This is a genomic window from Cyanobium sp. LEGE 06113, from assembly GCF_015207615.1.
In genome coordinates this window covers 128,088-153,162 of sequence record NZ_JADEWM010000002.1, presented here as the reverse complement: position 1 = coordinate 153,162, position 25,075 = coordinate 128,088, and the positions used below count along the sequence as shown (strand labels likewise).

Sequence of the window (25,075 nt, the reverse complement as noted above, 5' to 3'; positions counted from 1 at the left end):
AGGGTCGCCGCACCTGAACCGACAAGCAGCGTGAGCGCCGCCCTGACCGTCTCCGACAGCAAGCGCGCTTTTCATCGCGCCTTCCCCCATGTGATCGCGCCCCTCTACCGGCGCATGGTGGATGAACTGCTGGTGGAACTCCACCTGCTGAGCCGCCAACAGGGCTTCTCGGCCAACGGCCTGTTCGCCTGTGGCCTGGTGCAGGTGTTTGACGGTTTTGCCCGTGGTTACCGCCCGCCCGAGCACAAGCCCCAGCTTCTCGCGGCCCTCTGCAGTGCCACCGGCTTCGATGCCGCCCAGCTGCGCCAGGAATCGGACAGCTGCCGCGCCGCCATGGGCCACCACAGCGTGGATGCGGTGAAGGGCTGGATCGAGGCCCAGGGGGAGGGTGCTCCTGAGCCCCTGGCCTCCGCCCTCGCCAGCATCCGTGAGCCTGGCTTCCACTACTCCCGCTTGATGGGCGTGGGGCTGTTGAGCCTGCTGGAGCAGGCCCAGGGCGCCGATGCCATGGATCCCGCCACCCTGCGCGGCTACGCCCACGACCTCGGCGGCGCCATGGGGCTGCTGCGGGAGCGGCTCGACAAGGACCTCAGCCTCTACGCCAGCAACCTGGAGAAGCTCGCCCAGGCCGTGGAGCTGATGGAGGAAACCGTGGCGGCCGAGCGCCGCAAGCGCGAGCGTCAGCAGGCGGGCCTCAGCGGCGTGGCGCCGGCTGAGGGTCCTGCGGCCGGGGAGACTCCGGCACCGGAAGGGGCTGAGAAGACGGAGCCGCAGGCGTCAGCCGCAGACGCGCCCACAGCCGGCTGATCGCCTCGTTCTGATTGGCCGGGCGCTGCGCTTCCACATCCAGGCTCTCCGCCTGCATCAGCGGTCCAGGCAGGGTTTCGGGCAGCAGGCCCAGGGCCCCGAGCTGGCGGGGACGAAGCCTGAGGCTGAGCAGCGGGGCGGCGTCGCCCTGCGCCAAAGCAGCTCCGGGCCCAGTCGTGGGGGCCGGCCCCAGGAACATCAGCAGCTCCGGGGCACTCCCGGGCCGGTTCAGCCAGCGCCAGCCTCCCACCACCTGGCCGTCCTGCCGCTGCCAGAGGCTGGTGGGCAGGGTGGCTGAGCCCCCAGGGGGTCCACCAGCCGCTGGGGGCAGGCTCTCCAGGCCCTCGCCCTCCAGCACCGGCCCAAGGCGGCCCAGGAATTCCGCCCAGGCCTGGCGCTGTTCTGCTGCAGGGGCGAGCTGCAGCGTGATCGCCGCCTGGAAGGGGCCCGCCCCCACGGCCCGCACGCCGAGACGGAACGGGGTGCTGCGCAGGCGCCGCAGGTCGGCGTCATCGACGCCATAGCGCGACAGCAGCGGATCACGGATCAACTGCCGGTTGAGCAACCCCTGCAGCAGCACCTCCAGCGTGCGGCCCTGCAGGGTGAGCAGGCTGCCCGGTGGCCAGGCTGGAGCCGAGGCCCCAGCCGGCCGGGCGGCGGCCTCCGCCTGTGGCACAGAGGCCAGCAGAGCCGTGCTGCCCGCCGCCTCGCCAGCAGCCAGGAGCTCCTCCCCCTCCAGCGCCAGGCTCACGCAACCCTCCTGAAAGCTCTGGAGCAGGGGCGCCAGCGGCCCCACCATCCCCCCGAAGGCCACGGGCGACCAGAAGGCCGCCTGCTCCGTCTCCAGCCGCTCCAGGCAGCGCTGCTCCAGACCACGGCGCTGGCGCGGCAGGGCCTGGAGCTGGTCGGTGAGCAGGCGGTGGGAGAGAGGGTCAGCGGCCACCACCAGCAGGTCGTCCACCTGAACGCTGTGGGGAGGCCTGGCCAGGGCACCGGTGAGCATGGGCCTGGGCAGCGGCAGCACCAGATAGGCCCCACCATCGCCCTGGCGGCCCCAGAACTGCCACCACAGATTGCGCTGCTGGCCCCAGAGGCGTTCGGCGCTCTCGGCCCCCAGGCGCTGCTGCCACAACTGGGGCACCGGCCGGGAGGGGGCCGCGGGAAAACTCTGCAGCAGGGCGGCCTGGGCCAGCAGGCGGCCCAGACCTTCCGCCCTGGGGCGGGGCAACATCCAGAGGGCCAGGACAGGCCCCAGCAGCAGCAGCAGGGTGACGCTGGTAGTGACCCGCAGGGGCAGGCGCGGCAGGCGCGGCAGCCGCAGGCTGCGCAGAGACTCCACCAGAGCGAGGCGCTTCATGCCAGAGCCCCGTAGAGGGTGGTGCGCTGCCGCACCGGCCGGCCCAGGTGGGTGGCGGCGGAGCGCAGGGCGGCGGGGGTCTGGGCGGTGCCGCCCCGGGCGCCGGCCATGGTGGTGATGTGCTCCTCCATCAGGGTGCCGCCGAGGTCGTTGCAGCCCCAGCGAAGCGCCTGCTGGGCCCCCTCCAGGGTGAGCTTCACCCAGCTGGGCTGGTGGTGCGGTATCCAGGGGCCAAGGATGAGGCGGGCCTGGGCGGTGAGCAGGAGCATGGCGTCCAGGTCGGGCTGGTCGCGTCCCACCCGGGAGCGCAACGGGGCCGGGGCGGCGGTGCCCACAAACGGCAGCAGCACGAATTCCGTGAACCCGGTCAGGCCCCTGGCCAGGGCCCGGCTCTGCAGGGTCACGAGGGTGAGCAGGTGGGCCGCGATGTCCGCCGCCGCCTCGATGTGGCCCGCCATCAGGGTGCTGGTGGACGCCAGGCCCTGCTGATGCACCTCGAGCATCACCGCGACCCACTGGCGCGCTGTGAGCTTTTCGGGGCAGAGCTGACGACGCACCCGCTCACTGAGCACCTCGGCGGCGGTGCCGGGCACGGAGCCCAGGCCGGCGGCCCTGAGGCGCATGAGCACCGTGGCAAGGGGCAGGCCGTCCTGCTCCGCGAAGAAGAGCAGCTCCTGGGGGGAGAAGGCGTGCAGGTGCAGGCCCGGCGCGGCCTCACCCAGCTGGATCAGCATCCGCTCGGCGTAGGCGAGCTGGCTGCCGTGCAGCCGGGCCTCTGGGTTGAGGCCCCCCTGCAGACACAGTTCGGTGGCGCCCTCCCTGTGGGCCTCGGCGGCGCGCTGCATCAGCTGCTCGGGCTGGAGCCAGTAGGCCCCGGGCTCGCCCGCATCCCGCCGGAAGGCGCAGAAGGAGCAGTGCTTCACGCAGTAGTTGGACATGTTGAGGTTGCGGTTCACCACGTAGGTGACCGTCTCGCCGGCCAGCTGCCGCCGCAGGGCGTCGGCCCGCTGGCGCAGCGCCTCCAGATCCGCTCCCGCCCACGGCCGTGACAGCACGGCCAGAGCCAGCCGGGGCAGCTCAGCTGCCTCCAAGGCTGCGGCATCGAGGCCCTGGCTGAGCAGGGAGGTGTGGGCCTGCTGCAGGGCATCCAGCAGAGCGCAGGCCTCCTGCACTCCACTGCCGCTGGATCCAGGCCGGGAGTTCCGTTCCAGGGGAGGGTCGGCCTGGGGGGGCGGCACCAGCAGCTCAGCCGCGTCGCGCCAGGCCCAGGCTGCGATCGGCGCCGCTGCGGCGGAGCGCAGGAGTGGGGATGGCGTCACGACCGGGGTGGGCTGCCGCTGCTGCTGGAACGGCGGCCGGCCCTGATGCCGGACGAGGCCTTGCCGCTGCTGGCGGACTTGGCGGCTTTGCTGCGGGCACCGGGCTTGAGCGGTGCTGCAGAGCTGTCGCGGCGGCGGCGGCGTCGATCGCGCCACTCGACGGTGGAGAGATAGACCACGCCGAGACTGACAAACAGCAGCAACGCGGAAGCAACGCCAGCGAGGAGCTGGGTGCTGCTGAAGGGCAGATCAGCCACCGGAAGGGAAGGGTCGGGGGTCGAGAAGGGGGCAAGGGCAGACGCCCCAGCGGCGGCCCATGGGCTGGGCGATCAGAAGCTGATGCTGTTGTCGCCGTGACGGCCCCAGACCACCATGGCGATCGAGAAGGTGAACAGGGCAGCCAGGGAGGCCCAGCCCAGGGTGATCAGCATGGTGGAAACGCGTGGCGTAGCGGCAGTGTACCTAGGCTCCACCCACTCCGGACAGGTCATCACCATGGTGAGTTCGTCCCCGACTGCCGTGCGCGAGCGGCAACTGGTGCGTCAGCCCTACCCCAACTATCGGGTGGTGGTGCTCGACGACGACGTCAACACCTTCCAGCACGTGGTGGAGTGCCTGGTGCGCTTCATCCCGGGGATGCAGCCCGACCAGGCCTGGGACCTGGCCCAGCGCATCGACGGCGAGGGCTCAGCCGTGGTGTGGAGCGGTCCCCAGGAGCAGGCCGAGCTCTACCACCAGCAACTGGGGGCCGAGGGCCTCACCATGGCTCCACTGGAGCGGGACTGATGGGCCGGGTCGTGGTGACCCACAGCACCTACCTGGAGGGGTTGATCCCGCTGTTGCGGCGCCTGGCCAGATTGCCCCGCATCGACACGGTGACCCCCGCCGTAATCAGCAGGGTTAAGGGCCGCAGTCCGAACCTGCGGCTGCGGGTGTCCACGCCGATCCGGGGGGGCCACAAGCTGGTGGCGCGGCGGGGCTCCAGTGCCCAGGAGGTGTTCGTGGTGACGACCTGCAGCGGCGAGCAGCTGCAGGCCCTGGTGGATCAGCTGCTGGAGGGGTGAGGCGCCTGGGCCAGGCTCAGGCGCAGCTGGCTTGCCCCCTGGCGCTCATACACCGCCGGGGCCGTGAAGCGCGCATAGGCCCCACCGCCGCGGAACCACTGGTCGCTCTGGAGCTCCAGGTCTTCCGGCTCGAGCAGCCAGCGCTGGCGCAGATAGGTGAGGTAATCGGCCGGGTTGGTCTGGGGGGCATGCCAGTGCACCACGGCGAAGGCGGCAGCCCGCACCCGGTAGACCCCGTCGCTGCCCTCCTGGATCTCCTCCTGGAGCAGGAAGCTGCGGAAGCGGCTCTGGGAGGCCTGGGCCTCCAGCTGGGCGGGGGAGCCTTCGAGGGGGTACTTGCGCAGGTAGAGCTGCCTGGCCCTCGGGAACACGGGCCCCGGAGCCAGGGAGAGGAGGGCGATGAACGCCTCCTGGAAGGTCGGTGCCGGCGGCTGAACGGAGGCTGAGGGGTCCATCACGGCTGGCTGCGTCCACACCCTCCCACCTTGGCGGCTGATCGACCAGACCTGACAGCAAAAACCCCCGGGCCCGTAAGCGCCGAGGGAGAGGAAGAGGATGGACCGCCGTGCCGTTTTGCCCCAGTGTTCGACCTGGAGTTACCAGAAGGGGTGTCAGGAGCGGGGCTTCATTTCCGGCTACGAGGCCGGTTTACGTCGCTTCCGCCGCAGACTCCCCATGTCGAAAGAGGAGTCAGATCAGAAAACTGTAAAAGGCAGTCACCAACAAGGCAGTCCGCAGAAAGCTTAGGGCCTTGGGCCGGTTTCCGAGCCCCTCAACGCAAGACGACAAACTCAATAGCTGGGGTTGGGCCAGATCGCCCGCACCTGCTCGAGGCCATGGCGCGCCTGCCGCCTGCGTTCTGCGGCGGTGGCGCCATCGAGGAGCAGGGTCACATGGCCGAGCTTGCGGCCGAGCGCAGCCCCCTGCTTGCCATACCAGTGCAGGCTGGCGCCGGGGAGGGCGGCCAGGGCACGGCGCTGCTGGGCATAGCTGGCCCTGGAGCGCTCGTAGCCGAGCAGGTTCACCATCAGGGCGCCGGGCACCTTGAGCTCAACCTCGCCCATGGGCAGGCCGGCCACGATGCGGGCCTGCTGGCTGAACTGGCTGGTGTGGGCGGCCTCGATCGTCACGTGGCCGGAGTTGTGGGTGCGGGGAGCGATCTCGTTGATCTGCAGGCCTTCGGGGCCATAGAAGAACTCGATCGAGAGCACGCCCACGTAGTCGATGGCCGTGAGCAGGGACACGGCGATGTTGCGGGCGAAGGCCTGCACGGCGTGGGGCACGTCGGCGGGCGCCAGCACCCAGTCGCAGACGCGGTGGTGCTGGTGGGTCTGCACCAGCGGATAGGAGCGCACGGCGCCTTGGTCATCGCGGCAGACCAGCTGGGAGAGCTCGATCTCGAAGGCCACGAAGCGCTCCACGATCCAGTCCGCCGGGTCCACGCTCTCGAGCAGCTCGGCGAGCTCATCGGCGTCCCGCAGCACCAGGGTGGCCTTGCCGTCGTAGCCGCCGGTGGCGGCCTTGGCCATCAGCGGAAACGACCAGCCGGCGGGCAGCTGCGGCGGGCCGGGAGTGGGTGCTGCGGGGAGCAGATCGGCCAGGTCGAACCAGGCGGGGGCGGGCAGCTGGAGCTGCTGCAGCAGCTGCCGCTGGCTGCGCTTGCTCACCAGCGGGGCGAGGGCCGCCACGCTGGGCACGAAGCGCACACCTTCGGCCTCCAGCTGGGAGAGCAGCTCCAGGTCCACCCATTCGTTCTCGAAGGTCACGGCGCTGCAGGCGCCGGCCAGCCGCCGCAGGGCAGCACCATCGCCGGGATCGCCCAGCACCACAGCAGAGGCCAGGCGGCTGGCGGGATCATCCGGCGACGGCGTCTGCACCACCAGGGGGATGTGGAGTTCAGCGGCGGCAGAGGCCAGCATCCAGGCCAGCTGGCCGCCCCCCACCACGCCGATCCGCGCCTCACCCTCGGGGGCGATCGTGGCCAGGGTTTCGGCCTTCAACGGGAGCACGGACACGGGCGGCAACGACGGGTCCAGGGGCCTGGAACGAACCGCCCAGGCCCCGCCCGAAAAGATGAAGACAAGGTTAGGGCGCCGGGGGGCTGGGCCTTTTCTCAGGTGAGGCCCTGGTCGCCGGCGAAGGCGAAGCGGATCAGGCTCAGCACCAGCACGATCAGGAACAGGGCCAGGCCCACCGTGCAGGCATAGGCGATCTCCAGTTCAGAGAAGGCCTGCTCATACACGTAGTACACGATCGTGCGGGTGGAGTCGGCGGGGCCGCCCTGGGTCATCAGGAACACCTCCTCGAACACCTTGGTGGCGGCGATCGCCGAGATCACGGCCACCAGGGTGATGTAGGGCCGCAGCAGCGGCAGTGTGATGTCCACGTGCTTGCGCCAGCCCTCGCTGCCGTCGAGGGCGGCGGCCTCGTAGAGGTCGGCCGAGATGCCCTGCAGGCCGGCCAGGAAGATCACCATGTAGTAGCCGAGCCCCTTCCACAGGGTCACGAGCATCACCGAGGGCAGGGCCAGCAGCGGCGAGGTGAGAAAGCCGATCGGGCTGAAGGCGTCGCCCAGCATGGCCCCCAGCCAGCCGTTGATCAGGCCGTTTTCGGCATAGAGCCAGCGGAAGGCGATGGCCGCCACCACGATCGACACCAGCACCGGCGTGTAGAAGGCGGCCCGGAACCAGTGGATGCCGGGAATCTGGCGGTTCACCAGCACGGCCAGGGCCAGGGCGCCGAGAACCACCGGTGGCACCACACCAATGAGATAGAGAAAGGTGGTGCCGGTGACCCGGAAGAACATCGGATCGGTGAGCAGGCGGCGCACGTTGGCCAGCCCCACGAAGCGCAGGGGCTCACTCACGTCGAGGCCGGTCTCGGTGAAGCTGATCACCAGGGCCATCGCCGCCGGGATCAGCACCGAGAGGCTGATCAGCAGCAGGGCCGGAGCCAGAAAGCCCCAGGCGGCCCGATGGCCGGGGGCCCGGGGAGCGGGTTTCGCGGGTGAAGTCGCCATCACGGCCCACGGGATGGGGCCATTGTGGAAGATGCCGTGACCGATGCTTCCGCAGCAAGCAGCCCCCTGAGCGCCATGGTGCAGCCAGACCGGCCAGCTGCCGATCCGATGGCCGTGTTGCGGCACGTGTTCGGCTACGCCAGCTTCCGCGGGCCCCAGGAGGAGATCGTGCGCCACGTGCTGGGCGGCGGCTCCGGCCTGGTGCTGATGCCCACGGGTGGCGGCAAATCCCTCTGCTATCAGGTGCCGGCCCTCTGCCTGCCCGGCGTGGCGGTGGTGGTGTCGCCCCTGATCGCCCTGATGCAGGACCAGGTGGAGGCCCTGCAGCAGGCGGGGGTGCGGGCAGCGGCCCTCAACTCCTCGCTCACGGCCGCGGAGGCCAGCGCGGTGTGGCGTCAGCTCAGCCAGGGCCAGCTCGACCTGCTCTACGTGTCGCCGGAGCGGCTGCTGGGGGGCGATCTGCTGGAGCGGCTGGCGGCCCTGCCCCTGGCCCTGTTCGCCATCGATGAGGCCCACTGCGTGTCGCAGTGGGGCCACGATTTCCGCCCCGAGTACATCCAGCTGGCGGTGCTGGCGGAGCGCTTCCCCCGGGTGCCGCGGCTGGCCCTCACCGCCACCGCCGACCCCCGCACCCGCGAGGAGATCGTGGCGCGGCTGCGGCTGGAGAGCGGCCGGGTGTTCCTGGCCAGCTTTGATCGCCCCAACATCCGCTACCTGCTGCGGGCCAAGGACGACGCCAAGGGCCAGCTGCTGCAGTTTCTGGAGCAGCACCGGGGCGAGTCGGGCATCGTCTATGCCCGCTCCCGGGCCCGGGTGGACCGCTTTGCGGCAGACCTGCGGGCGGCGGGCTACGAGGCGCTGGCGTACCACGCCGGCATGGAGGCCGAGGCGCGCAGCCGCACCCTGCAGCAGTTCCGCAACGGCAGCGGCGTGGTGGTGGTGGCCACGATCGCCTTCGGCATGGGCATCGACAAGCCGGACGTGCGCTTCGTGGCCCACCTGGACCTGCCCAAGAGCCTGGAGGCCTACTACCAGGAGACCGGCCGGGGCGGCCGCGACGGGCTGCCGGCGGAGGCCTGGATGGTGCATGGCCCGGGCGATGTGCCCCAGCTGCGGCGCTTCATCGACGACTCCGACGCCCCCGAAGCCCAGAAACGCATCGAACACGGCAAGCTCGATGCCCTGATCGGCTTCACCGAGGCACCCGGCTGCCGCCGCCAGGTGCTGCTGCAGCACTTCGGCGAGGCGCTGGCGGAGCCCTGCGGCAACTGCGATGGCTGCCTCGAACCCCAGGCGCGGGTGGATGTGACCGAGCCGGCCCGCAAGGCCCTCTCAGCGGTGTACCGCACCGGCCAGCGCTTTGGCGCCGCCCACGTGGTGGATGTGCTGCTGGGGGGCAACACCGAGCGGATCCGCCAGCTGGGCCACCAGGAGCTGAGCGTGCACGGCATCGGCCAGGAACTCGACCGCAGCCAGTGGCGCACCCTGCTGCGCCAGCTCACCAGCGCCGGCTACCTGCAGCCCAGCCCCGACGGCCACGGCGGCCTCTGCTTCGGCGCCGAGGCCCTGGTGAAGCCCCTGCTGCGGGGGGAGGCCAGCCTGGCACTGCCGTTGCCGCCCCCCCAGAAGGAACGGCGCCGCAGCGGCCGGGCCGGAGACGGCCGTGGAGCTGGGGGGCAACGGCCCGAACTCGACGCCGAGGGGGCCGATCCGGCCCTGGTGGCGGCCCTGAAGCTGTGGCGCCGCGACCAGGCCCGCCAGCAGGCGGTGCCCCCCTACGTGGTGTTCCACGACCGCACCCTGCTGGAGCTGGCCGTGCGCCAGCCCAGCAGCCTCGACGAACTGGGCCAGGTGAGTGGCATCGGCGCCGCCAAGCTGGAGCGCTACGGGGAAGCGCTGCTGGCGGTGCTGCGGCAGCAGGCGGAAGGGGGGAGTGAGGGAGTCAGTCCTCCGTCTTGAGGAAGCGCCCCGACAGGCGCACCCCCATCACCAGGGCGGCGATGCCGTAGGCCGCAAAGGTGAGCAGCTGGCCACTGGTGCCGGTCTCGTAGGTGCCGCGCTGCAGCAGCACGAAGTCGGCGAGGGAGGAGGCGGTGCCCCAGAGCAGCACCCACACACTCACGTAGGTGATGCCTTTGACGGTCTGGTTCATGCCGGCCTCTCAGTGGGAGAAAACTAGACGCGGGCCCCAGCGCAGCGGAGGCGGTACAACGCGGTGGCTGCCGCCGCCATCGGATCGATGCTGCCCGTCTGCCAGCCGCTGTGGGGCCTGCCGCTGTGGAGCCTGGTGCTGTGCAGCCTGCTGGGTGAGGCCAGCGCCGCGGCGCCACTGCACCCGCCACTTCATCAGCCCCTGCCTCCGCCACCGGTCGGACCGCAGGCCTCCCTGGAAGCACCCATTCCCGACTCAGCCAGTGGAGCCAGCACCACGCTCGCCCCCACGGACGAACCCACCCGCACGCCGGAGCCCAAGCCAGCTGGAGATGCCACCACCAAACCCGAACGCCCGGAGCTGGTGCCCCAGCAGGTTCCCGTCGGCGATCTCGCCCTGCAGCAGCTGCCGACCGATCCAACCCCGAGCGCATCCCAGCCCCCCGGCCCCCTGCACTACCCCCTGGCCGTGGCCGCCTCGGAGCAGGCCCCCTGGGGCTGGCGCTATTCCGCGGCGCGGGGCGCCTGGCGCATGCACATCGGGCTGGATCTGATCGCGCCGGAGGGCACCGCCGTGCTGGCGGTGCTGCCGGGAACGGTGCAGCGGGTGGCGGAGATCAGCGGCTACGGCCTCACGGTGCTGATCGACCACGGCGGCGGCTGGTCGAGCCTCTACGCCCACCTGCTGCGTACCCGCCTTGTGGCCGGCGACAGCGTGACGGCGGGTCAGACCGTGGGCCTGGTGGGCCAGAGCGGCTACGCCAGCACGGCCCATCTGCACCTGGAACTGCGGCAACGTCAGCCCCAGGGGCTGGTGGCGGTGGATCCCACGCCGCTGCTGCCGGCAGCCCCGAGCGGGGGCACACTGGCAACAGAGGCGCCAACCCAGCCCATTGATGGCCGCTCAGGAGCGGCTCCAATACGAGCTTTTCGGCAGGGCCAGCAGTTTGCTGGCCATTAGGGCAAAGGTGATCGGGTTGCATCACAGGTTTCACCCGCTGGATCACGTCGATTTCATATCCAAGCAACGTTCGCCACCCTCATGAGCAAGCAGCACCCCTCAGCCGTTCAGTCGATCGAGGAGATGCAGAACAATCTGCCCTACGCCGAAACGATCGAGAAGAAGCACTACAAGCGCGACCTTGAATCGCTCCAGATTGAACTGCTCAAGGCGCAGCGTCACATCAAGCTGTCGGAGAGCGCGTGGTGATCCTGTTCGAAGGTCGCGATGCGGCGGGCAAGGGTGGATCGATCAAGCGGTTCCGCGAACACCTCAATCCACGCGGCAGTGAACATGTGGCGCTGGCCAAACCCAACGATGCCGAAGCAACCCAGTGGTACTTCCAGCGCTATGTTCCGCACCTGCCAGCAGCGGGAGAAATCACGATGTTCGACCGGTCCTGGTACAATCGGGCCGGCGTCGAAAAGGTGATGGGCTTCTGTACACCGCAGCAGCACGCCCTGTTTCTGCGCCAGGTTCCCGGCTTTGAGCAGTCCCTCGTGAGCAGTGGAATTAGGCTGTTCAAGATGTGGTTCACCGTGTCGCAGGGCAGGCAGAAACTGCGTTTCGACGATCGACGCGACGATCCGCTCAAGCAGTGGAAGATTTCGCCCATCGACGAAGCCAGTGTGGCGAAGTACGACGCCTACACCGAAGCCCGCAACGAGATGCTGCTCGCCACCGACACCCTCGTGGCGCCATGGACGATCGTCAACTCAAACGAGAAGAAACGGGCCCGCCTCGGCGCCATCCGCAGCGTCCTCCATGCCCTGGACTACGAGCACAAAGACCAGGCGTCGCCTGTGAGCCCAATCCACGGGTCGTGCGCACGGCCCATTCGCTGTTCATCGACAACTGATCAGCTCGCCTCAGCGGCGCTGCAGGCAGGCTCGTGCCGTTCAACCCGTTCAACAGGATGTCCTTCAGCCCAGCTCTGAGCACCCAGGCACGGGCTGAAGTGCTCAGCAGTCCAGCGCAGGCCGCCGATGCGGCGTACCGCTACCGGATCCTGCTGGTGCAGGCCGGCCCAGCCCAGCTGCTGGTGCAGTGCTGGCGGCGCTCGCCTGAAGCCGCCTGGCAGCCCCATTGCGGCCCCACACCGATGGACCTCTTCATCCGCCGGTTTCTGCCTCCAGCGCAGCTTGCGCCCAGCAACTCGGTTTAGACACCGATGCTGCTGCTGCTGCCGTGTCGCCCCGGCTCAGAATCCCCGGACGTCACCGGCCGGCATGGTCACCGTTGTCCTTCCCCTGGCGCTGGCCTTCATCATGGTTGCCCTGGGGATTTCACTCACCCCGGCGGATTTCGGCCTGGCCCTGCGCCGGCCCCAGCCGCTTTTGGCTGGGGTGATCGCTCAGGTGCTGCTGTTGCCCCTGGTGGCCTTCGGGCTGATCCGCCTGTTCAACCTGCCGGGGGAGCTGGGCGTGGGGGTGCTGGTGCTGGCCTGCTGCCCGGGGGGGATCACCTCCAACGTCATGACCCGCCTGGCACGGGGTGACGTGGCCCTCTCGATCTCCTTCACGGCCCTGGCCAGCCTGTTCACCACGCTCACCCTGCCGCCGATCCTGAGCCTGGGGGGGCGGGCCCTGATGGGCACGGCCCTGCCGGCGGTGAGCATCACCGGCCTCGGCCTGAAGATGGGTCTGATGACCACCCTGCCGGTGCTGCTGGGGGTGCTGCTGAGGCAGCGGCAACCCGCACTGGCCAGGCGCTGGGAGCATCCCGCCGAGCGGATCGCCACCGGGCTGTTCGGGCTGATTCTGGCGGTCACGATCCTGGCCGAATGGCAGACCCTGATCGACAACCTGGCGTCGCTGGGGCCGGTGTTGCTGACGCTCAACGTGGGCATGCTGGCCATCGGCACGGCCGTGGCCCAGGGGCTGCGCCTGCCCGCCAGCCAGGTGAGCACGGTGGCGATCGAAAGCGGCTTCCAGAACGGCACGGTGGGAATCGCGGTGGGCGCCCTGCTGCTGGAGGCCTCCGGCTCGGATCTGGGGCTCTCGGCCAACAGCCTTCCCTTCTGGCCTGGCGGCGTTCGATCCCGCCAACCCCATGAGCCCTAGCCTCGCCCCACCCCCGCCCTCGCCCATGGCCGCCACCCCCGCCGCGATCCGCACCATCGCCGTGGAGCTCAGCACCAACCCCTACCCGGTGGTGATCGGCGAAGGCTGCCTGGCCCAGCTGGGCGAGCGGCTGCGGCAGCTGGGCCTGAAGGCCGGCACCAAGGTGCTGGTGGTGACCAACCCCGATGTGGACCGCCCCTACGGCGCCACGGTGCTGGCCAGCCTGGAGCGGGCCGGCCTGGCCGCCGAGCGGCTGGTGATCGAAGCCGGGGAAGACCAGAAAACCCCCGCCACCGTGGGCCTGATCCACGACGCTGCCTTCAAGCAGCGACTGGAGCGCGGCTCGTTGATCGTGGCCCTCGGCGGTGGCGTGGTGGGTGACATGGCCGGCTTCGCCGCCGCCACCTGGCTGCGGGGCATCGCCGTGGTGCAGGTGCCCACCACCCTGCTGGCGATGGTGGATGCGGCGATCGGCGGCAAGACCGGCGTCAACCACCCCGGCGGCAAGAACCTGATCGGCGCCTTCCACCAGCCGCGTCTGGTGCTGATCGATCCACTGGTGCTCAGCACCCTGCCGGAGCGGGAGTTCCGGGCCGGCATGGCCGAGGTGATCAAGTACGGCGTGATCGGCGATCCCGGGCTGTTCGACGCCCTCGAAACGGCAGCGCGGCAGCAGCCCGCCACCGCCCTGGCCAGCCGCGAGGCGGTGGGCGCCGAATTGCTGCACACCCTGCTGGAGCGCTCCGCCGCCGCCAAGGCCCGCGTGGTGGCGGCCGACGAACGCGAGGGCGGCCTGCGGGCGATCCTCAACTACGGCCACACCCTCGGCCACGTGGTGGAGACCCTCTGTGGCTATGGCACCTGGCTGCATGGCGAGGCCGTGGCGATCGGCATGGCGGCGGCCGGCGAGATCGCCGTGGCGATGGGGCTCTGGAGCCCAGCCGACCAGGCCCGCCAGCTGGCCCTGATCGACGCCGCCGGTCTGCCCAGGCAGTGGCCACCGCTGGACCCCGAGGCCGTGCTGCGCTGCCTGCAGGGCGACAAGAAGGTGCTCGAGGGCCGGCTGCGCTTCGTGCTGCCCACGGTAATCGGCAGCGTGGAGATCCGCGACGACGTGGAACGCGACACCATCCTCGAGGCCCTGCGGGCCTGCGCTCAGGGGTCGGAGCTGCTCTCGGGATAGTCCTCCTCCAGGGCCGTCTCCAGGGTGGTGAGCAGCAGCACCAGGGCCGCACGCGATTCGAGCTCGGCGCCGCTCACCTCGTGGATCCAGCGATGGCAGAGGTCTTCGATCTGCTGGAACAGGCCGGCACCGCGGCGCAGGGTGGCCATCACCCGCTCCACGCTCTCCTCATCCGCCTCCGGGGGCAACCCCACCACGTAGCGGCGGCCGTCATCGCCGATGTAGGTGAGCTGGCCCTCCACATCAAGGATGGGCGCCGCATGGGGTGTGATCGGTTGATCATCCCCGGTGTCGGGCGGAAAGCGATCCATGCAAACCCCTCGCCCTGCCTCCTCTGCTTAGCGAGACCTCAGCCCTTGCCAACCCCGGCGGCCTGGCAATCAGCACGTCTGATCGGTCAGAGCCAGGGAATCATCGGTAACGGGCGGAACCTTGCTGTTCCCGCCCACCGCGGGCAAGGTGGAGAGGCCCACGCAGCAGCCCCCCAGAGGCGCGATCGGCGATGAGCTGGAGTGAACTGGAACGGTTGGTGGAGAGTGCCGAGGCCGACGACGCCCTGCGCCGCGCCCTGAGCCACTGCCGCAGCGAGCCTGAGCTGGTGCTCGCCGCCCGCACCCTCGGCTACCGGATCACCTCACGGGATCTTGTGCGCGCGCGGATCCTCGATCGGCAGGAGCAGCCGCTGCGGCAGGAGACCCTCGCCGAGCCGGCTCCGGAGCGTTTCGGGGGGGAAGGCCTGCCCCTCGGCTGAGGCCCAGCTCCCAACGCTGAACCTGAGCCAGCCCCAGCCAACCAGCCAGGCTCAGCAGCCCCGCGCCGACGCAGGCCAGCCAGCCAGCAGCCAGGCCCAGGCCCCCACCAAGGGGCGCTCCGGCCAGGGCCGCTCCGCCCAGGGCGGCCGTGGACACCAGAGCCAGGCCCGTGAACAGCTGCAGCCAGGGCCGCAGCCGGCGCAGGCCGCGCTGGGCACCGGAGCAGGCCCGGCAGTGGCTCGTGTGGGCCTGCTGCCGCTCCATCAGGGCCTCACCACCGAGCCGGGGCGGCAGGGAGCGGCCGGGGAAGGGCTCGCCGCCGTGGTTCTCGATCCAGGCATGCAGGGCCCGCACGTACACATCCGAGCTGGTGGGCAGGAAGCAGGCCTGGGTGAAGGCTGAGCGGCCACCGCGCTGCTGCAGCCGCCGCTCCTGGGCGTGCAGGAACACCTGGTCGTCCTCCAACACGATGTGGTTGGCCAGGTGTTGCAGCCAGCGGGGCCGCAAGGGCAGCAGCAGCCTGGGCAATGCCGACTCGAACTGGAACGGAAAACGGGCGAACAGGCGGCATTCCCCCGGCCGGATCGGTGTGGCGTACACCACCGTGAGGATGCGCGCAAAGCCCTTGGCGGTGAGGTCGTGCCACATCAGGCCCGGCGCCGCAAAGGTGGTGAACTGGCTGCCGAGCTTGCCCCGGCGCGGCCCCTCCTCCCAGGTGGCCGTGAAACCCTCGGCGCCCTCACTGGTGATCAGGGCCTCCACCGGCGCCGCGTTCTCCCGCCGGCCCACGGTGCGGTGGTGGGTGAAGGGCACATGGCTCACATCCAGCACGTTCTCCAGCAGGGTGAGGGCATCCATGGGCAGATCCCGGAAGGTGTCCTGCACCAGCCAGCCGGGCTCCTCCAGGCTGGGCACCAGGGGCAGGGGACGCTGGCCCGCAAGCTCCGCCTCTCCCGCGAATACAAACAGCAGCCCCTGGCCGGTAGCCGTGGCGAACACACCGCAGCTCGAGCGGGCACTGGCGCAGGCGTTGCTGGCCTGGGCGGCGTCGGCCTGGGGGATGGCGGTGCAGTGACCGCTGCCGTCGAAACTCCAGCCGTGGTAGGGGCACTCCAGCTCTCCGCGGCCATTGAGCCGCCCCTCACTGAGGGGCACCAGCCGGTGCGGGCACACATCGGCAAAGGCGCGCCATTGCTCGGCCCCGGCGTCCCACCAGAGCACCAGGTCCTGCTCCAGCAGGGTGAAGGGCGTGGGCCTGGAGCGATCGAGATCGTCCAGATAGGCCACGGCATACCAGCGCTGCTGCCAGTGCTGACGCCAGCTCTCCTGCTCGACGCCAGGGGTGGGCCCGAGGGTGCTGACTGGAAGCGTGCCGGAGGAAGCCATGGGCTGGAATTGGCTTGCCGGATGATGGCGCGGCCGCATCGTCATCCGGGATCAGGCAGGCGCAGGCCTGCGAACACGCGCAGAAAGCGGCGGACGCTGATCAGCCGCAGCAGAGCTCTCCGGTGGCGGGAAAAGTCTTCCCAGCATCGGAGATCCACCCCGATCAGCTCAGGGCGTGGCGGAAGAGCGGCAAAGCGGTGTGGGGAGAGGTCAACGGCCTGCCAGATCAGCCCGACACCCCAGTCGGTGTTGACCACGCAGTAATCAAGAGCATGGCGCCGGCTCACCACATCGAGAAAGGCCAGGTACGTCTGGCCCATCCATTCCCCCGGGCGAGGCTCGGGGCACACCAGCGCAGGGTCGGGGGGATTGCAGTCATGCACCACGATCACTCCGCCAGGGCTCAACAGGCGGAGCGCGTAGTGGAGATCCAGGCTGGATGCCGTGTAGGTGTGATGCGAATCGATGAAGATCACATCGAAGCGTTTACCGGCCGCGACAACGCGCTGCAGACAGCTGGCCCCCTCGTCACCCTCCTGGCGGTGGTGCACAGGCAGCCCGTCCGAGAAGTCGGCCGGAGCGTTGTAGAGAACGCGGCGGCAATGCACAAACTGGCGGCGGCACACGGCCGCGAACCGCCCGCCTGTGGTGGGTGTGGCGATCTCGAGGTAACGGCTGTAGCCATTCGCCCAACCCAGGGCGTTCACAACATCCGCCTTGCCGCAGAGGGGATGGCGGTTCCGGTCGAAACAGCGTTCCGACAGCGCCACAAGATCACCAAGGTCTTGGGACTGTCCCGCCATCAGCGTCTGACTTCTCACCTTCCATGCCATTTCGAATTTAAGCGGTCAAGTGAGCGCCTCCCTGCCAGAAGGCCTGCCTGCCTTCGCGGCAGGCTGCTTAAGGTCATGGCCGATTCATCGGGTGTGCGGAATGGCCACGATTGCCGTGAGCGGAGCCTCCGGGAAGACCGGCTGGCGGGTGGTGCAGGAGGCCTTGGCCAGGGGCCACCAGGTGAAGGCCCTGGTGCGGCCCGCCTCCCAGCTGCCCGCAGGGCTGGAGGGGGCGGATGTGGTGCGGCTCGAACTGGGGGATACCGGAGCGCTGCAGCGGGCCCTGGCCGGCTGCGAGGCCCTGGTGATCGCCACCGGCGCCCGGCCCTCGGTGGACCTGGCCGGCCCGCTCAAGGTGGATGCCTTCGGGGTGCGTGAGCAGATCGGCGCCTGCACCGCCGTGGGCGTGAACCGGGTGGTGCTGGTGAGCTCGCTCTGCGCCGGCCGGCTGCTGCATCCCCTCAACCTGTTCGGGCTGATCCTGCTGTGGAAACGGCTGGGGGAGCACTGGCTCGAGCAGAGCGGCCTGGCCTGGACCGTCGTGCGGCCGGGGGGGCTGAGCGAGCGTGACGAGGGCCTCGAGAGCGAGGGCGTGGTGTTCAGCGGCCCCGACCAGCAGGAGAGCAACAGCATCCCCAGGCGCCTGGTGGCCCGCGTCTGCCTCGACTGCCTCGACACCCCGGCGTCGGTGGGGCAGATCGTGGAGATCACCAGCAGCCAGGATCAACCACCCCAGCCGCTGGCCGCCTGGCTCGCCGCCAGCTAGAGCAGGCCCCGGTAGCGCACCAGCAGCTGCACCATGGCCCAGGAGCCCAGGGTCACCTTCACGGCCACCAGCACGTTGAGCAGGGGGATCCAGCCGCCACTGTCGATCGTGCCAAAGCTGCCGCTGCCCCAGGGCACCACCCCCTCCAGGCTGAGCAGGGCCACCAGCAGGAAGGCCACCACCGCGGCTTTTTCCCACAGGTCGGCCCGGTAGCGCCGGTAGAGGCGATCCGCCAGCCGTACCGAGCCGCTGATCAGCAGCAGGCCGATCGCCGTTCCGCCGGACACGCCGGCCGCAAAGCCGCCGCCCGGCGAGAGGTGGCCCCGCAGGGCCAGCTCCACCGCCACCAGGGCGCAGACCGTTGACCCCAACTGGCAGAGCACCACCGAGGGGGCGTCCTGCAGGCCGCGGATGCGGCGCTGGCTGGGCTCGCCGCTGAAGATCCAGCGCACGCCGATCGAGGCCAGGGTGAACACCACCACCTCCGACACGGTGTCGTAGAGGCGGGTCTCGAGGATCACGGTGGCCACCAGGTTGGGCACATCGCCGGTGCGCAGCAGCAGCTCCAGCACCTGGTCGATCGGGGCCGGATCGGGCAGGGCCAGCGCCAGGGGTGACAGACAGAGCAGCACGGCGGCCAGGGCATAGACCCAGTTCATGGCGCCACCTCTCCGGGGGGGGCGCTGCCACCCTTAGGCGCCGGCGCTGGCTCCGGTCCCTCCGAGCGGATCAGCTCCAGCCGGTGGCCCTCCTGGCGCCAGTTGGTGGCCCCGGGCAGAGCGGCCAGATGCTCCAGCAGCTGGGGACGATGCAGCAGCAATGCATAGGAGGGCTCGGCCTCCAGGCGGATCAGGCGGCCGTGCAGGCCGGGTTCACCGGCCTGGGGCAGGGGCACCAGTTCCAGGCGCAGGTGCAGCGGCTCCAGCCAGGCCCGCAAGCGCTGGCTGATCGCCTCGGGCGGCAGCGCCCCACCGGGCAGGGCCAGCCGCAGCACCATCGAGGAGCGCAGGGCCACGGCATAGAGCGTGGTGGAGAGCAGGGTGCCCACCAGGGCCTCGGTGAGGGCCACATCGGCGGCACCGAGCAGGGCGTAGATCAGGGCCGCCACCGCGCCGAGGATGCCCCGCATCACCAGCGTCTGGTAGGGGTTCGACTGGGCCACCAGCAGGATCGCCGTGAGCGGCAACAGCGCCGTGATCGGCAGCAGCAGGGCCGCGTCACTGGTGAGGGTGAAGTCCATGGAGCTCAAGACGGATCTCCGGACGCCGTCTCGGGGCCCTTGGCCGGGGGCAGCGGCAGGGGCTGGGAGCAGCTGGCCAGCACGTAGCCGAAGATCGTGTTCCACACCACCAGCGACAGCAGCGCCAGCAGCAGCAGCGGCCATTCCGGCACGAAGCGCAGCAGCAGGCCCACCAGCATCAGGGCCGAGCCGAGGGTGTCGGCGATGCCCAGGTAGTGGAGCTTGCGCAGAAAGCTGGAGCGGCCCAGCAGGGGCCAGGTGCCGGAGAACCAGAGCACCAGGCCACTGAGCAGCAGCACCATGCTCACAACGCTGAGGTTCATCGGTCCACCCCCCGCAGCAGGTTGGCCAGCAGCATCACCGCTGAGTTGCCCACGCTGAGCACGATCACGCCCACGATGCCCAGCATCCAGTCGTCACGCACCACCGACACCGCCAGCATCAGGATCGCCACCTTGGTGGACACACTCGCGAAGGCCGCCAGCCGATGCCAGACATCCGTGGAATTGCAGGCCACCAGGATCGGCAGCAGCAGGGCCAGCACCATGCCCAGCAGGATCAGGCCCATGGCTTGCCCTCCGGCCTTGCCATGCGGTGCACCCGGTAGGCCCGCCCGTCCCGCTCCACCCCAAGCGCGATCGTGAGCGGCGTGAGGGTGATGCGGAACACCTCCAGAAAGGTAAGCAGGGCCGAGCCATGGGCCCTCACCGGCGAGGGCTCCACCCTGCCCTGCAGCCGCGAGCCCAGAAACAGCAGGGTGAACGCCTCGCCATAGGCCACCGGGATCGCCACCAGGCTGGCCAGCAACTGGCTCAGCAGCTGGCGCAGCGGCACGTGGCGACTGCGCCCCATCGGCAGGGCCAGGGCCACCGCCAGGCCGATCGCCACGTTGGTGGTGCTCAGATCGCCGCTGAGCAGGCACCAGATCAGCAGTCTCATCGCCACCGTGATCAGCCGGGCCATAGCGCCTCCCTCGGCATCAGGGCGGCCACCAGGGCGGCACCCACCACGGCGATGCCGCCGAGCAGCTCCTGCAGTCGCTCCAGATCGGGCAGCGGCAGCGGCAGGGGAGGCGGATCCAGAACCGGGCCGGGGGCCAGATCAGGGGCCGGGCTGGCCGTTGCCTGGCGACGCCGGCGCAGCGCCTGGGCCACCCGGCTGAGGCCAGCGTGAACCCCCACACCTGCGGCGATCACGGCCAGCGCCTTGAGGGCACCCCCCAGGGAGGGCAGGGGCCCCTGCAGCAGGCCGAGGGCCACCAGCAGCAGCAGCAGCAGCCCCACTCCTGCGGAAGGCCAGGGCCCCTGCCAGCGGATCGGCCGCCAGCAGAGCCTCGCGTAGACGGCGGCCGTGCCCACCTTCGCCACCAGCAGGGTACGCTCCAGCAGGGGGGAGAGCTGGCTGGCGATCTCGGCGTTGAGCTGGGTCTTGGTCCAGTAGCCCAGCAGCAGGGGCGCTCCGGCGATCGAGAGCGAGGCCAGCAGCAGGGGCAGGGCCAGCCCTGCCTGCAGCGGCTGCTGCCGCCAGCGGCTCAGATCCCGGCTGCCGGCGCGCCCGGCCACCAGAAACAGGCAGGCCTTGGCCAGGCCGTGGGCGAGGGCATAGACACCCCCCGTGACCGGGCTGATGATCACCAGGCCCACCTGCCCCAGGGTGCTCCAGGCCAGCACGCGCTTGAGATCGGTTTCAGCCAGCGCGTAGATCACCCCGAGCAGGGCACTAGCCAGGCCGATCGCCAGCAGCAGTGGCTGCAGCTGGGGCAGCTGGTTGGAGAGGCGCAGCAGCGGGCAGAGTCCGCCGGCCACCACGGCCCCCGAGAGCAGCGCCGACACCTCAGAGGGCGCCTCGGCATGGGTGCGGGGCAGCCACAGGCCCGAAAGGAACACCCCGGACTTGGCCAGCAGGCCCACCAGCAGCAGGGCCACCACCACCGCCAGGCTGCGGGGCTCCATGGCCGGGCTGGAGAGGGCCTTGAGGCGGAAACTCTCGGTCTGCAGATACAGAAGGGCGGCACCCACCAGGTACAGCGTCATCACGCTGTTGCTGACCAGCAGGTAGCGCAGGGCGATCCAGAGCTGCTGGGGCTGCCGCTTCTGCAGGATCAGCAGGAAGGCCGTGACGCCCACCACCTCCAGGGCCACGTAGAGGCTCACCAGATCCACGGCCAGGAAGGCCGAATTGAGCCCTCCCACCAGCACCATCACCAGCAGCAGGAACGGCCCCGGCGGCTGCCGCCGCCAGCTGTCCAGCAGCACGGCCAGGGCCACCAGGCCATTGAGCAGCAGGAAGGGAGCCGCCTGGGCATCGGCCTGCAGCAACACCCCCAGGGGCCCGGTGAGCTCCAGCGCCCAGGGGGCACTGAGCGGGAACAGCAGCACGCCCACCGCCGTGGTGCTGAGAGCGCAGACGAGGGCGAGCCAGCGGGCCAGCGAGGGCAGCAGCGCCGCCAGGAAGGCCCCCAGGAAGGGGAACAGCAGCCAGGCGATCAGCAGGGTGACGGTGGTGGTGGACATCACAGACCCCTCATCGCCACGGCTCTTGGGCCTCGGGCTGCTCGAAACTGAGGGCCTCGAGCAGGGGATCCACCGCCGAGAGGCGCGTGATCACCACCAGCAGCAGGGCCTGGATCGAAAGGCCGATCACGATGGCGGTGAGGATCACGGCCTGGGGGATCGGATCGGCCCAGGCTCCGATCGTGTCGAGGCTGTCGGGGTTGGCCACGATGGGGGTGCGCAGACCGCTGCGGGCCGCCACCAGCACGAACAGCGCCACGGCGGCCGTGCCCATCACGTCCATGGCCAGGGCCTTGAGGAAGAGATTGTTGCGGCCGATCAGTCCCAGCAGTCCCGCCAGGAGTGCACCCAGAACAAGGGCTTCCAGCAGGCGGAAGGTGTCGATCAGGGGGGGGACTCCCGGGCGCGACTGACAGTAACCGCTTCCCGCTGGAACCTGGCCCTGCCAGAGGCTTTTTGCAGCGATCCCGCCCGCGGCTCATGCGCTCCGGAGGAGCGCTTCCCCCCCGAACCCGCCGGGTTCCCGCAGAAACAGAGGTGGCTCCACGGCCTCGGGGAGAGCCCCCCGGCTGAAGGCCAGCCAGCGGAAGTCGCCGAGGGTGTGGGGGTCGACCAGGCGCAGCAGGGCCTCGCGGCTGGCCAGCAGGGCCGCCAGGCCGGCGCCATGGCCCTGCTGCAGCCCGTGCAGCCGCTGCGCCAGGCCCAGGGCGAGCAGGGCTTCCCCCTGGCGACACTGACCCAGGGTCCGCCAGCCGGCGGCCCTGGCCTCGGCCTGCAGGCTCTCGATGCAGAGGTGGGCAGTGAGATCCCAGGCGCCGGGCTCCTGCAGCGGATCCTGGCTGGCCTGCTGGCCGCGGTAGGCCATCAGGGTGCCAGCCGAGCGCTGCGGAGCGTAGTAACGCCACGCCTCCAGGGCGTAGTCGATCACCAGCAGCTGGCCCGCCTCCAGGGCCTGGCCGCAGGCCGCCAGCCAGGGGCCGACGCCCGGGTGCAGCTCCGTGCACCAGCCGGGCCCCCGCTGGGCCCCAGGCGGATCGAGGCCAAGGGCGCGCAGGGATGCCGCCGCCTGGGGCGGCAGGGGCCCGCCGGGCTCCAGCACGAGCAGGGGCTGGGCCGGGTGCTCATCCCGGAGCCGCACCTGCTGCTGGCGCCAGAGCGCCCCGTCCCACTCCACCCTCTCCACGGCCAGGGCATCGAGCACCTCATGGGCCAGCACCACGCCGCGCAGGGGCGCCTGGGCCAGCTCGGGCCAGTCGCTCCAGCGGCAGGGCAGGGGCGAGGCCTGCAGCAGCTGGCGCTGGCGCTCCGCCATGCCCGCATTGGGCTCCACCAGCACCAGGGTGAGGCGGGCGGCCAGATCGGGCCAGCCCAGCTGCAGCGCCTGGGCCAGCTGCAGGGCCAGGGATCCTTCGCCGGGGCCCGCCTCCACCAGGGCCAGGGGCCCAGGCCCCAGGGCCGCCAGCCAATCGGCCACCTGGGGTGCCAGCAGAGCCGCGAAGTCGCCCCCCAGCGAGGGGGCGGTGGCGAAGTCGCCGCCGGGGCCGATGCGCAGCCGGCCAGCGCCGTAGGCACCGTGCTCGGGGTCGTGCAGGGCCCAGGCCATGAAGGTGCTGAACGGCACCGCCCCAGCGGCTGCGCGCAGCCGCTGGGCCAGCCAGGCGGGGCAGGGGGCAGCGGGATCCGTCACGGCCGGAGCTGGGCTCGGGGAGAATGCATCTTCTCGGAGACAGGCGCATGGGCAGGGTTCTGGCAACACGGGCCGCGGCGACCCTGGCGGCGCTGGTGCTGCTGCTCGGCACCATGGTGGGAGCCGTGGTGGGCGTGGGCGTGGCTCCAGCCATGGCCTACGACAACCCGGAGCTGCTGCCCGACCACCCCACCCCGGTGATCGACCTGGCCCGGGCCCTCACCGATGGCCAGCGGGCCGACCTCGAGGAGCACCTGAGCCGCTTCGAGGCCGACAGCGGCTGGAAGCTGCGGGTGCTCACCCAGTACGAGCGCACGCCGGGGCTGGCGGTGCGCGACTTCTGGAATCTCGATGAGCGCAGCCTGCTGCTGGTGGCCGACCCCCGCGGCGGCAACCTGCTCAATTTCAACGTGGGCGATGCCCTGTTCGCCCTGATGCCGCGCACCTACTGGGTGGAGCTGCAGACGCGCTTCGGCAACCAGTACTACGTGCGCGACCACGGCGAGGACGGTGCCATCGTCGATGCCCTCGCCGCCGTGGAGACCTGCCTGGAGCGTGGCGGCTGCCAGGTGGTGCCCGGCCTGCCCAACGAGCAGTGGGTGCTGACCCTGGCCACCTCGATCGTGGGGGGGCTGATCGTGGGCTTTGCCGCCTACCCGCGCCATGAGGGGCGCCGGGTGGAGTGGGCCTGGGTGCTGCTGCTCTCGCCCCTGTGGGTGATCCTGTTCGGCATCTTCGGCGTGGCCCCGATCGTGACCCGCACCGACGACCTGCTGCCCCTGCTGCGCAACGCCATGGGCTTCACCGGCGCGATCGCGGCGGCGTATCTGATCGCCCAGAACACCGTGGGCCGCAACCGCATCAAGCCTGACGAAACCTGATCAGCCGCGGCGCCAGCCGTCGATCAGACCCCGGTGCTGCGGGGACCGATCTCATCCAGGGCCTCCAGCTGACAGCGCAGCGAATCTGCGGGCAGACAAGGGGGCTTGGGCGGCGTTTCGGGAACCACCGCCACGGTGTTGTTGAGGGCGTATTGAGCCCGCAGTTCGCTGAGGTTCTGCTCGTAGAAGCGGCGCAGTTCATGGAAGCGCTTCACCGGCTGGCCATAGAAGCTGTGGCCGGCCAGGGTGGGGAACGACGCCCACTCCGGCGCCAGGCGATGGGCCAGGTAGGGGGTGAACTGGCCCTGGTCAGCCAGCTGCAGCACGCCGCGGCGCTGGATCAGGTAGATGGCGGCCTGGTCCTGCACCGCTGGACCGAAGGCGTTGGGGCCGTGGAGCCGGAAGCCGATGGCGCGGGAGGCCATCGCCCAGGTGGGCGGCATGAACTGGTAGGCCCCGGCCGCGGCGCTGGCGTAGCGGGCCGTGCGGTTGACCCGGTTGGGGTGGCGATCCAGAGACGCCATCAGGCTGCCGCCGAACATGATCCGGTAGCCCTTGTCGTGGCCGCCGGCCCAGGTGCCTTCGGCGAAGCGGATCGTGTTGAGCAGAGCCCGGCGCTCGGGGGTGAGCGCGAACACCCGGGCGGTCGGGGGCGGCAGGGGCACCGACAGAGCCAGGGAATGGGGCAGCACCTGGGTGGGCTGCTGCTGAGGCTGGGCCTGGCGTTGCTGCGGTTGGCTGCGCAGCGGGGCAGGAATCACCATGGTGCTGCTGCCGGTTCTCAGCACCGTGCCCAGGGTCGTGGCCGTGGCCTGGGCGGGCCGAGCCTCAAGCAGGGCAAGGGGAGTGGCAAGCAGGGAGAACGATGCGACCAGCAGAGCGTTCGTTGTTTTGGCGAAGGACAAAACCAAATGCGAAAACAACATTACGGGCAGCAATTTGGCGACCGCTGGCCCGAAACTGTTGCTATCAGTGCCAATCGCACAAGCGTCCACTCAGGTGATTGACGGCACCAAACAGTTCAAAACACTGTGAGGGAGCGAATTTGCCTGCT

At 70.4% G+C, this 25,075-nt stretch carries 33 protein-coding genes, 1 other RNA gene and 1 pseudogene; 14 read left to right on the top strand and 21 right to left on the bottom strand.

What is annotated here, in order from left to right:
- The first annotated feature begins 30 nt into the window (after nucleotides 1-30).
- The gene (gene psb29 / locus IQ220_RS04835; protein WP_193913371.1) at nucleotides 31-807 is read left to right on the top strand and encodes a photosystem II biogenesis protein Psp29; all 777 of its coding nucleotides are present in this window, start codon (nucleotides 31-33) and stop codon (nucleotides 805-807) included.
- On the opposite strand, the gene IQ220_RS04830 is transcribed toward psb29, so the two are convergent.
- The 4 genes from IQ220_RS04830 to petN form a co-directional block, all read right to left on the bottom strand.
- Nucleotides 695-2,164: a hypothetical protein gene (locus IQ220_RS04830; RefSeq protein ID WP_193913369.1), complete on the bottom strand. Its 1,470-nt coding sequence runs from the start codon at nucleotides 2,162-2,164 to the stop codon at nucleotides 695-697. The genes psb29 and IQ220_RS04830 overlap by 113 nt on opposite strands.
- On the bottom strand, nucleotides 2,161-3,285 hold the full coding sequence (locus IQ220_RS04825; protein WP_370566347.1) for a CofH family radical SAM protein: 1,125 nt from the start codon (nucleotides 3,283-3,285) through the stop codon (nucleotides 2,161-2,163). The genes IQ220_RS04830 and IQ220_RS04825 overlap by 4 nt, the downstream gene beginning before the upstream one ends.
- A gap of 194 nt (nucleotides 3,286-3,479) precedes the next feature.
- On the bottom strand, nucleotides 3,480-3,740 hold the full coding sequence (locus IQ220_RS04820) for a hypothetical protein (protein WP_186700904.1): 261 nt from the start codon (nucleotides 3,738-3,740) through the stop codon (nucleotides 3,480-3,482).
- A 72-nt stretch (nucleotides 3,741-3,812) separates the two neighbouring features.
- Entirely contained in the window at nucleotides 3,813-3,914 is a 102-nt protein-coding gene (gene petN, locus IQ220_RS04815) for a cytochrome b6-f complex subunit PetN (RefSeq protein WP_186699529.1), read from the bottom strand.
- Between the two features lie 64 nt (nucleotides 3,915-3,978).
- Between petN and clpS the strand changes: the two genes are divergently transcribed.
- Together clpS and IQ220_RS04805 are read left to right on the top strand one after the other, a co-directional pair.
- Nucleotides 3,979-4,269 carry an ATP-dependent Clp protease adapter ClpS gene (gene clpS, locus IQ220_RS04810; RefSeq protein ID WP_193913367.1) on the top strand — a complete coding sequence of 97 codons (291 nt, stop codon included), beginning with the start codon at nucleotides 3,979-3,981 and terminating at the stop codon, nucleotides 4,267-4,269.
- Nucleotides 4,269-4,547 (top strand): DUF2103 domain-containing protein, encoded by a 279-nt coding sequence (locus IQ220_RS04805; RefSeq protein WP_186699525.1) that lies wholly within the window; start codon nucleotides 4,269-4,271, stop codon nucleotides 4,545-4,547. The genes clpS and IQ220_RS04805 overlap by 1 nt, the downstream gene beginning before the upstream one ends.
- Here the strand turns inward: IQ220_RS04805 and IQ220_RS04800 are convergent.
- From IQ220_RS04800 to IQ220_RS04785, 4 genes are all read right to left on the bottom strand, one after another.
- Entirely contained in the window at nucleotides 4,529-5,002 is a 474-nt protein-coding gene (locus IQ220_RS04800; RefSeq protein WP_186699523.1) for a hypothetical protein, read from the bottom strand. The two genes, IQ220_RS04805 and IQ220_RS04800, sit on opposite strands and share 19 nt — an antisense overlap.
- A gap of 98 nt (nucleotides 5,003-5,100) precedes the next feature.
- A non-coding RNA gene (gene ssrS, locus IQ220_RS04795) (6S RNA) lies at nucleotides 5,101-5,284 on the bottom strand.
- A gap of 54 nt (nucleotides 5,285-5,338) precedes the next feature.
- A complete protein-coding gene (locus tag IQ220_RS04790; protein ID WP_370566346.1) occupies nucleotides 5,339-6,556 on the bottom strand; it encodes a 5-(carboxyamino)imidazole ribonucleotide synthase in 1,218 nt (405 codons plus the stop codon).
- Between the two features lie 104 nt (nucleotides 6,557-6,660).
- Nucleotides 6,661-7,566: a carbohydrate ABC transporter permease gene (locus IQ220_RS04785; protein ID WP_193913365.1), complete on the bottom strand. Its 906-nt coding sequence runs from the start codon at nucleotides 7,564-7,566 to the stop codon at nucleotides 6,661-6,663.
- 75 nt (nucleotides 7,567-7,641) lie between these two features.
- On the opposite strand from IQ220_RS04785, the gene recQ reads away from it, so the two are divergent.
- Nucleotides 7,642-9,525 carry a DNA helicase RecQ gene (gene recQ / locus IQ220_RS04780; RefSeq protein ID WP_193913362.1) on the top strand — a complete coding sequence of 628 codons (1,884 nt, stop codon included), beginning with the start codon at nucleotides 7,642-7,644 and terminating at the stop codon, nucleotides 9,523-9,525.
- Here recQ and IQ220_RS04775 read toward each other — a convergent pair.
- Nucleotides 9,509-9,718: a hypothetical protein gene (locus IQ220_RS04775; protein WP_193913360.1), complete on the bottom strand. Its 210-nt coding sequence runs from the start codon at nucleotides 9,716-9,718 to the stop codon at nucleotides 9,509-9,511. The genes recQ and IQ220_RS04775 overlap by 17 nt on opposite strands.
- Nucleotides 9,719-9,781: 63 nt before the next feature.
- Between IQ220_RS04775 and IQ220_RS04770 the strand changes: the two genes are divergently transcribed.
- The 6 genes from IQ220_RS04770 to aroB all read left to right on the top strand — a co-directional run bounded on the left by IQ220_RS04770 (nucleotide 9,782) and on the right by aroB (nucleotide 13,963).
- Nucleotides 9,782-10,678 (top strand): M23 family metallopeptidase, encoded by an 897-nt coding sequence (locus IQ220_RS04770; protein WP_370566326.1) that lies wholly within the window; start codon nucleotides 9,782-9,784, stop codon nucleotides 10,676-10,678.
- 81 nt (nucleotides 10,679-10,759) lie between these two features.
- Nucleotides 10,760-10,927: a hypothetical protein gene (locus tag IQ220_RS15605; RefSeq protein ID WP_228008865.1), complete on the top strand. Its 168-nt coding sequence runs from the start codon at nucleotides 10,760-10,762 to the stop codon at nucleotides 10,925-10,927.
- Nucleotides 10,921-11,655, top strand: a complete 735-nt coding sequence (ppk2, locus tag IQ220_RS04765; protein WP_370566325.1) for a polyphosphate kinase 2 — start codon at nucleotides 10,921-10,923, stop codon at nucleotides 11,653-11,655. Before IQ220_RS15605 ends, ppk2 begins: the two co-directional genes overlap by 7 nt.
- Complete coding sequence (locus tag IQ220_RS04760) at nucleotides 11,634-11,882, top strand: hypothetical protein (RefSeq protein ID WP_193913358.1); 249 nt, start codon at nucleotides 11,634-11,636, stop codon at nucleotides 11,880-11,882. The genes ppk2 and IQ220_RS04760 overlap by 22 nt, the downstream gene beginning before the upstream one ends.
- Nucleotides 11,883-11,946: 64 nt before the next feature.
- The gene (locus tag IQ220_RS04755; protein WP_193913356.1) at nucleotides 11,947-12,780 is read left to right on the top strand and encodes a bile acid:sodium symporter family protein; all 834 of its coding nucleotides are present in this window, start codon (nucleotides 11,947-11,949) and stop codon (nucleotides 12,778-12,780) included.
- Nucleotides 12,781-12,805: 25 nt separating this feature from the next.
- The gene (gene aroB, locus IQ220_RS04750; protein ID WP_193913654.1) at nucleotides 12,806-13,963 is read left to right on the top strand and encodes a 3-dehydroquinate synthase; all 1,158 of its coding nucleotides are present in this window, start codon (nucleotides 12,806-12,808) and stop codon (nucleotides 13,961-13,963) included.
- Here the strand turns inward: aroB and IQ220_RS04745 are convergent.
- Nucleotides 13,936-14,274 carry a hypothetical protein gene (locus IQ220_RS04745; RefSeq protein WP_193913354.1) on the bottom strand — a complete coding sequence of 113 codons (339 nt, stop codon included), beginning with the start codon at nucleotides 14,272-14,274 and terminating at the stop codon, nucleotides 13,936-13,938. The genes aroB and IQ220_RS04745 overlap by 28 nt on opposite strands.
- Before the next feature lie 191 nt (nucleotides 14,275-14,465).
- Between IQ220_RS04745 and IQ220_RS16005 the strand changes: the two are divergent.
- A pseudogene (locus IQ220_RS16005) lies at nucleotides 14,466-14,549 on the top strand (nitrogen fixation protein); the annotation flags it as partial.
- Nucleotides 14,550-14,592: 43 nt separating this feature from the next.
- Here the strand turns inward: IQ220_RS16005 and IQ220_RS04735 are convergent.
- Complete coding sequence (locus IQ220_RS04735) at nucleotides 14,593-16,101, bottom strand: Rieske 2Fe-2S domain-containing protein (RefSeq protein ID WP_193913352.1); 1,509 nt, start codon at nucleotides 16,099-16,101, stop codon at nucleotides 14,593-14,595.
- Between the two features lie 41 nt (nucleotides 16,102-16,142).
- Nucleotides 16,143-16,871 carry a class I SAM-dependent methyltransferase gene (locus IQ220_RS04730; RefSeq protein WP_193913350.1) on the bottom strand — a complete coding sequence of 243 codons (729 nt, stop codon included), beginning with the start codon at nucleotides 16,869-16,871 and terminating at the stop codon, nucleotides 16,143-16,145.
- A 163-nt stretch (nucleotides 16,872-17,034) separates the two neighbouring features.
- On the opposite strand from IQ220_RS04730, the gene IQ220_RS04725 reads away from it, so the two are divergent.
- A complete protein-coding gene (locus IQ220_RS04725; RefSeq protein ID WP_193913348.1) occupies nucleotides 17,035-17,700 on the top strand; it encodes an SDR family oxidoreductase in 666 nt (221 codons plus the stop codon).
- On the opposite strand, the gene IQ220_RS04720 is transcribed toward IQ220_RS04725, so the two are convergent.
- From IQ220_RS04720 to IQ220_RS04685, 8 genes are all read right to left on the bottom strand, one after another.
- Entirely contained in the window at nucleotides 17,697-18,359 is a 663-nt protein-coding gene (locus IQ220_RS04720; RefSeq protein WP_193814830.1) for a Na(+)/H(+) antiporter subunit B, read from the bottom strand. The genes IQ220_RS04725 and IQ220_RS04720 overlap by 4 nt on opposite strands.
- Nucleotides 18,356-18,940 (bottom strand): hydrogenase subunit MbhD domain-containing protein, encoded by a 585-nt coding sequence (locus tag IQ220_RS04715; protein ID WP_193913346.1) that lies wholly within the window; start codon nucleotides 18,938-18,940, stop codon nucleotides 18,356-18,358. The genes IQ220_RS04720 and IQ220_RS04715 overlap by 4 nt, the downstream gene beginning before the upstream one ends.
- Nucleotides 18,941-18,945: 5 nt before the next feature.
- Nucleotides 18,946-19,263: a monovalent cation/H(+) antiporter subunit G gene (locus tag IQ220_RS04710; protein ID WP_193814832.1), complete on the bottom strand. Its 318-nt coding sequence runs from the start codon at nucleotides 19,261-19,263 to the stop codon at nucleotides 18,946-18,948.
- Complete coding sequence (locus IQ220_RS04705; protein ID WP_193913344.1) at nucleotides 19,260-19,508, bottom strand: hypothetical protein; 249 nt, start codon at nucleotides 19,506-19,508, stop codon at nucleotides 19,260-19,262. The genes IQ220_RS04710 and IQ220_RS04705 overlap by 4 nt, the downstream gene beginning before the upstream one ends.
- Nucleotides 19,499-19,879 carry a Na+/H+ antiporter subunit E gene (locus tag IQ220_RS04700; RefSeq protein WP_228008864.1) on the bottom strand — a complete coding sequence of 127 codons (381 nt, stop codon included), beginning with the start codon at nucleotides 19,877-19,879 and terminating at the stop codon, nucleotides 19,499-19,501. The genes IQ220_RS04705 and IQ220_RS04700 overlap by 10 nt, the downstream gene beginning before the upstream one ends.
- Before the next feature lie 11 nt (nucleotides 19,880-19,890).
- Nucleotides 19,891-21,453 carry a proton-conducting transporter membrane subunit gene (locus IQ220_RS04695; protein ID WP_193913341.1) on the bottom strand — a complete coding sequence of 521 codons (1,563 nt, stop codon included), beginning with the start codon at nucleotides 21,451-21,453 and terminating at the stop codon, nucleotides 19,891-19,893.
- A 10-nt stretch (nucleotides 21,454-21,463) separates the two neighbouring features.
- Nucleotides 21,464-21,838: a cation:proton antiporter subunit C gene (locus IQ220_RS04690; RefSeq protein ID WP_193913652.1), complete on the bottom strand. Its 375-nt coding sequence runs from the start codon at nucleotides 21,836-21,838 to the stop codon at nucleotides 21,464-21,466.
- 93 nt (nucleotides 21,839-21,931) lie between these two features.
- Nucleotides 21,932-23,140: a class I SAM-dependent methyltransferase gene (locus IQ220_RS04685; RefSeq protein ID WP_370566324.1), complete on the bottom strand. Its 1,209-nt coding sequence runs from the start codon at nucleotides 23,138-23,140 to the stop codon at nucleotides 21,932-21,934.
- Nucleotides 23,141-23,187: 47 nt separating this feature from the next.
- On the opposite strand from IQ220_RS04685, the gene IQ220_RS04680 reads away from it, so the two are divergent.
- Nucleotides 23,188-24,021, top strand: a complete 834-nt coding sequence (locus IQ220_RS04680; RefSeq protein WP_186699475.1) for a TPM domain-containing protein — start codon at nucleotides 23,188-23,190, stop codon at nucleotides 24,019-24,021.
- Between the two features lie 23 nt (nucleotides 24,022-24,044).
- Here IQ220_RS04680 and IQ220_RS04675 read toward each other — a convergent pair whose 3' ends face one another.
- Entirely contained in the window at nucleotides 24,045-24,785 is a 741-nt protein-coding gene (locus tag IQ220_RS04675; protein WP_228008863.1) for a glycoside hydrolase family 104 protein, read from the bottom strand.
- On the opposite strand from IQ220_RS04675, the gene IQ220_RS15600 reads away from it, so the two are divergent.
- Nucleotides 24,784-25,056, top strand: a complete 273-nt coding sequence (locus IQ220_RS15600; RefSeq protein WP_228008862.1) for a hypothetical protein — start codon at nucleotides 24,784-24,786, stop codon at nucleotides 25,054-25,056. The genes IQ220_RS04675 and IQ220_RS15600 overlap by 2 nt on opposite strands.
- The last annotated feature ends 19 nt before the right edge of the window (nucleotides 25,057-25,075 follow it).

Bases quoted from the DNA above. Each gene is read 5' to 3' on its own strand.
- IQ220_RS04830 (WP_193913369.1), bottom strand. From the start codon at position 2,164: ATGAAGCGCCTCGCTCTGGTGGAGTCTCTGCGCAGCCTGCGGCTGCCG.
- petN (WP_186699529.1), bottom strand. From the start codon at position 3,914: ATGCTGATCACCCTGGGCTGGGCCTCCCTGGCTGCCCTGTTCACCTTC.
- clpS (WP_193913367.1), top strand. From the start codon at position 3,979: ATGGTGAGTTCGTCCCCGACTGCCGTGCGCGAGCGGCAACTGGTGCGT.
- IQ220_RS04805 (WP_186699525.1), top strand. From the start codon at position 4,269: ATGGGCCGGGTCGTGGTGACCCACAGCACCTACCTGGAGGGGTTGATC.
- IQ220_RS04800 (WP_186699523.1), bottom strand. From the start codon at position 5,002: ATGGACCCCTCAGCCTCCGTTCAGCCGCCGGCACCGACCTTCCAGGAG.
- IQ220_RS04785 (WP_193913365.1), bottom strand. From the start codon at position 7,566: ATGGCGACTTCACCCGCGAAACCCGCTCCCCGGGCCCCCGGCCATCGG.
- recQ (WP_193913362.1), top strand. From the start codon at position 7,642: ATGGTGCAGCCAGACCGGCCAGCTGCCGATCCGATGGCCGTGTTGCGG.
- IQ220_RS04775 (WP_193913360.1), bottom strand. From the start codon at position 9,718: ATGAACCAGACCGTCAAAGGCATCACCTACGTGAGTGTGTGGGTGCTG.
- IQ220_RS15605 (WP_228008865.1), top strand. From the start codon at position 10,760: ATGAGCAAGCAGCACCCCTCAGCCGTTCAGTCGATCGAGGAGATGCAG.
- IQ220_RS04760 (WP_193913358.1), top strand. From the start codon at position 11,634: ATGTCCTTCAGCCCAGCTCTGAGCACCCAGGCACGGGCTGAAGTGCTC.
- IQ220_RS04755 (WP_193913356.1), top strand. From the start codon at position 11,947: ATGGTCACCGTTGTCCTTCCCCTGGCGCTGGCCTTCATCATGGTTGCC.
- aroB (WP_193913654.1), top strand. From the start codon at position 12,806: ATGGCCGCCACCCCCGCCGCGATCCGCACCATCGCCGTGGAGCTCAGC.
- IQ220_RS04745 (WP_193913354.1), bottom strand. From the start codon at position 14,274: ATGGATCGCTTTCCGCCCGACACCGGGGATGATCAACCGATCACACCC.
- IQ220_RS04735 (WP_193913352.1), bottom strand. From the start codon at position 16,101: ATGGCTTCCTCCGGCACGCTTCCAGTCAGCACCCTCGGGCCCACCCCT.
- IQ220_RS04725 (WP_193913348.1), top strand. From the start codon at position 17,035: ATGGCCACGATTGCCGTGAGCGGAGCCTCCGGGAAGACCGGCTGGCGG.
- IQ220_RS04720 (WP_193814830.1), bottom strand. From the start codon at position 18,359: ATGAACTGGGTCTATGCCCTGGCCGCCGTGCTGCTCTGTCTGTCACCC.
- IQ220_RS04715 (WP_193913346.1), bottom strand. From the start codon at position 18,940: ATGGACTTCACCCTCACCAGTGACGCGGCCCTGCTGCTGCCGATCACG.
- IQ220_RS04710 (WP_193814832.1), bottom strand. From the start codon at position 19,263: ATGAACCTCAGCGTTGTGAGCATGGTGCTGCTGCTCAGTGGCCTGGTG.
- IQ220_RS04705 (WP_193913344.1), bottom strand. From the start codon at position 19,508: ATGGGCCTGATCCTGCTGGGCATGGTGCTGGCCCTGCTGCTGCCGATC.
- IQ220_RS04700 (WP_228008864.1), bottom strand. From the start codon at position 19,879: ATGAGACTGCTGATCTGGTGCCTGCTCAGCGGCGATCTGAGCACCACC.
- IQ220_RS04695 (WP_193913341.1), bottom strand. From the start codon at position 21,453: ATGTCCACCACCACCGTCACCCTGCTGATCGCCTGGCTGCTGTTCCCC.
- IQ220_RS04680 (WP_186699475.1), top strand. From the start codon at position 23,188: ATGGGCAGGGTTCTGGCAACACGGGCCGCGGCGACCCTGGCGGCGCTG.
- IQ220_RS15600 (WP_228008862.1), top strand. From the start codon at position 24,784: ATGGTGCTGCTGCCGGTTCTCAGCACCGTGCCCAGGGTCGTGGCCGTG.
- IQ220_RS04675 (WP_228008863.1), bottom strand. From the start codon at position 24,785: ATGGTGATTCCTGCCCCGCTGCGCAGCCAACCGCAGCAACGCCAGGCC.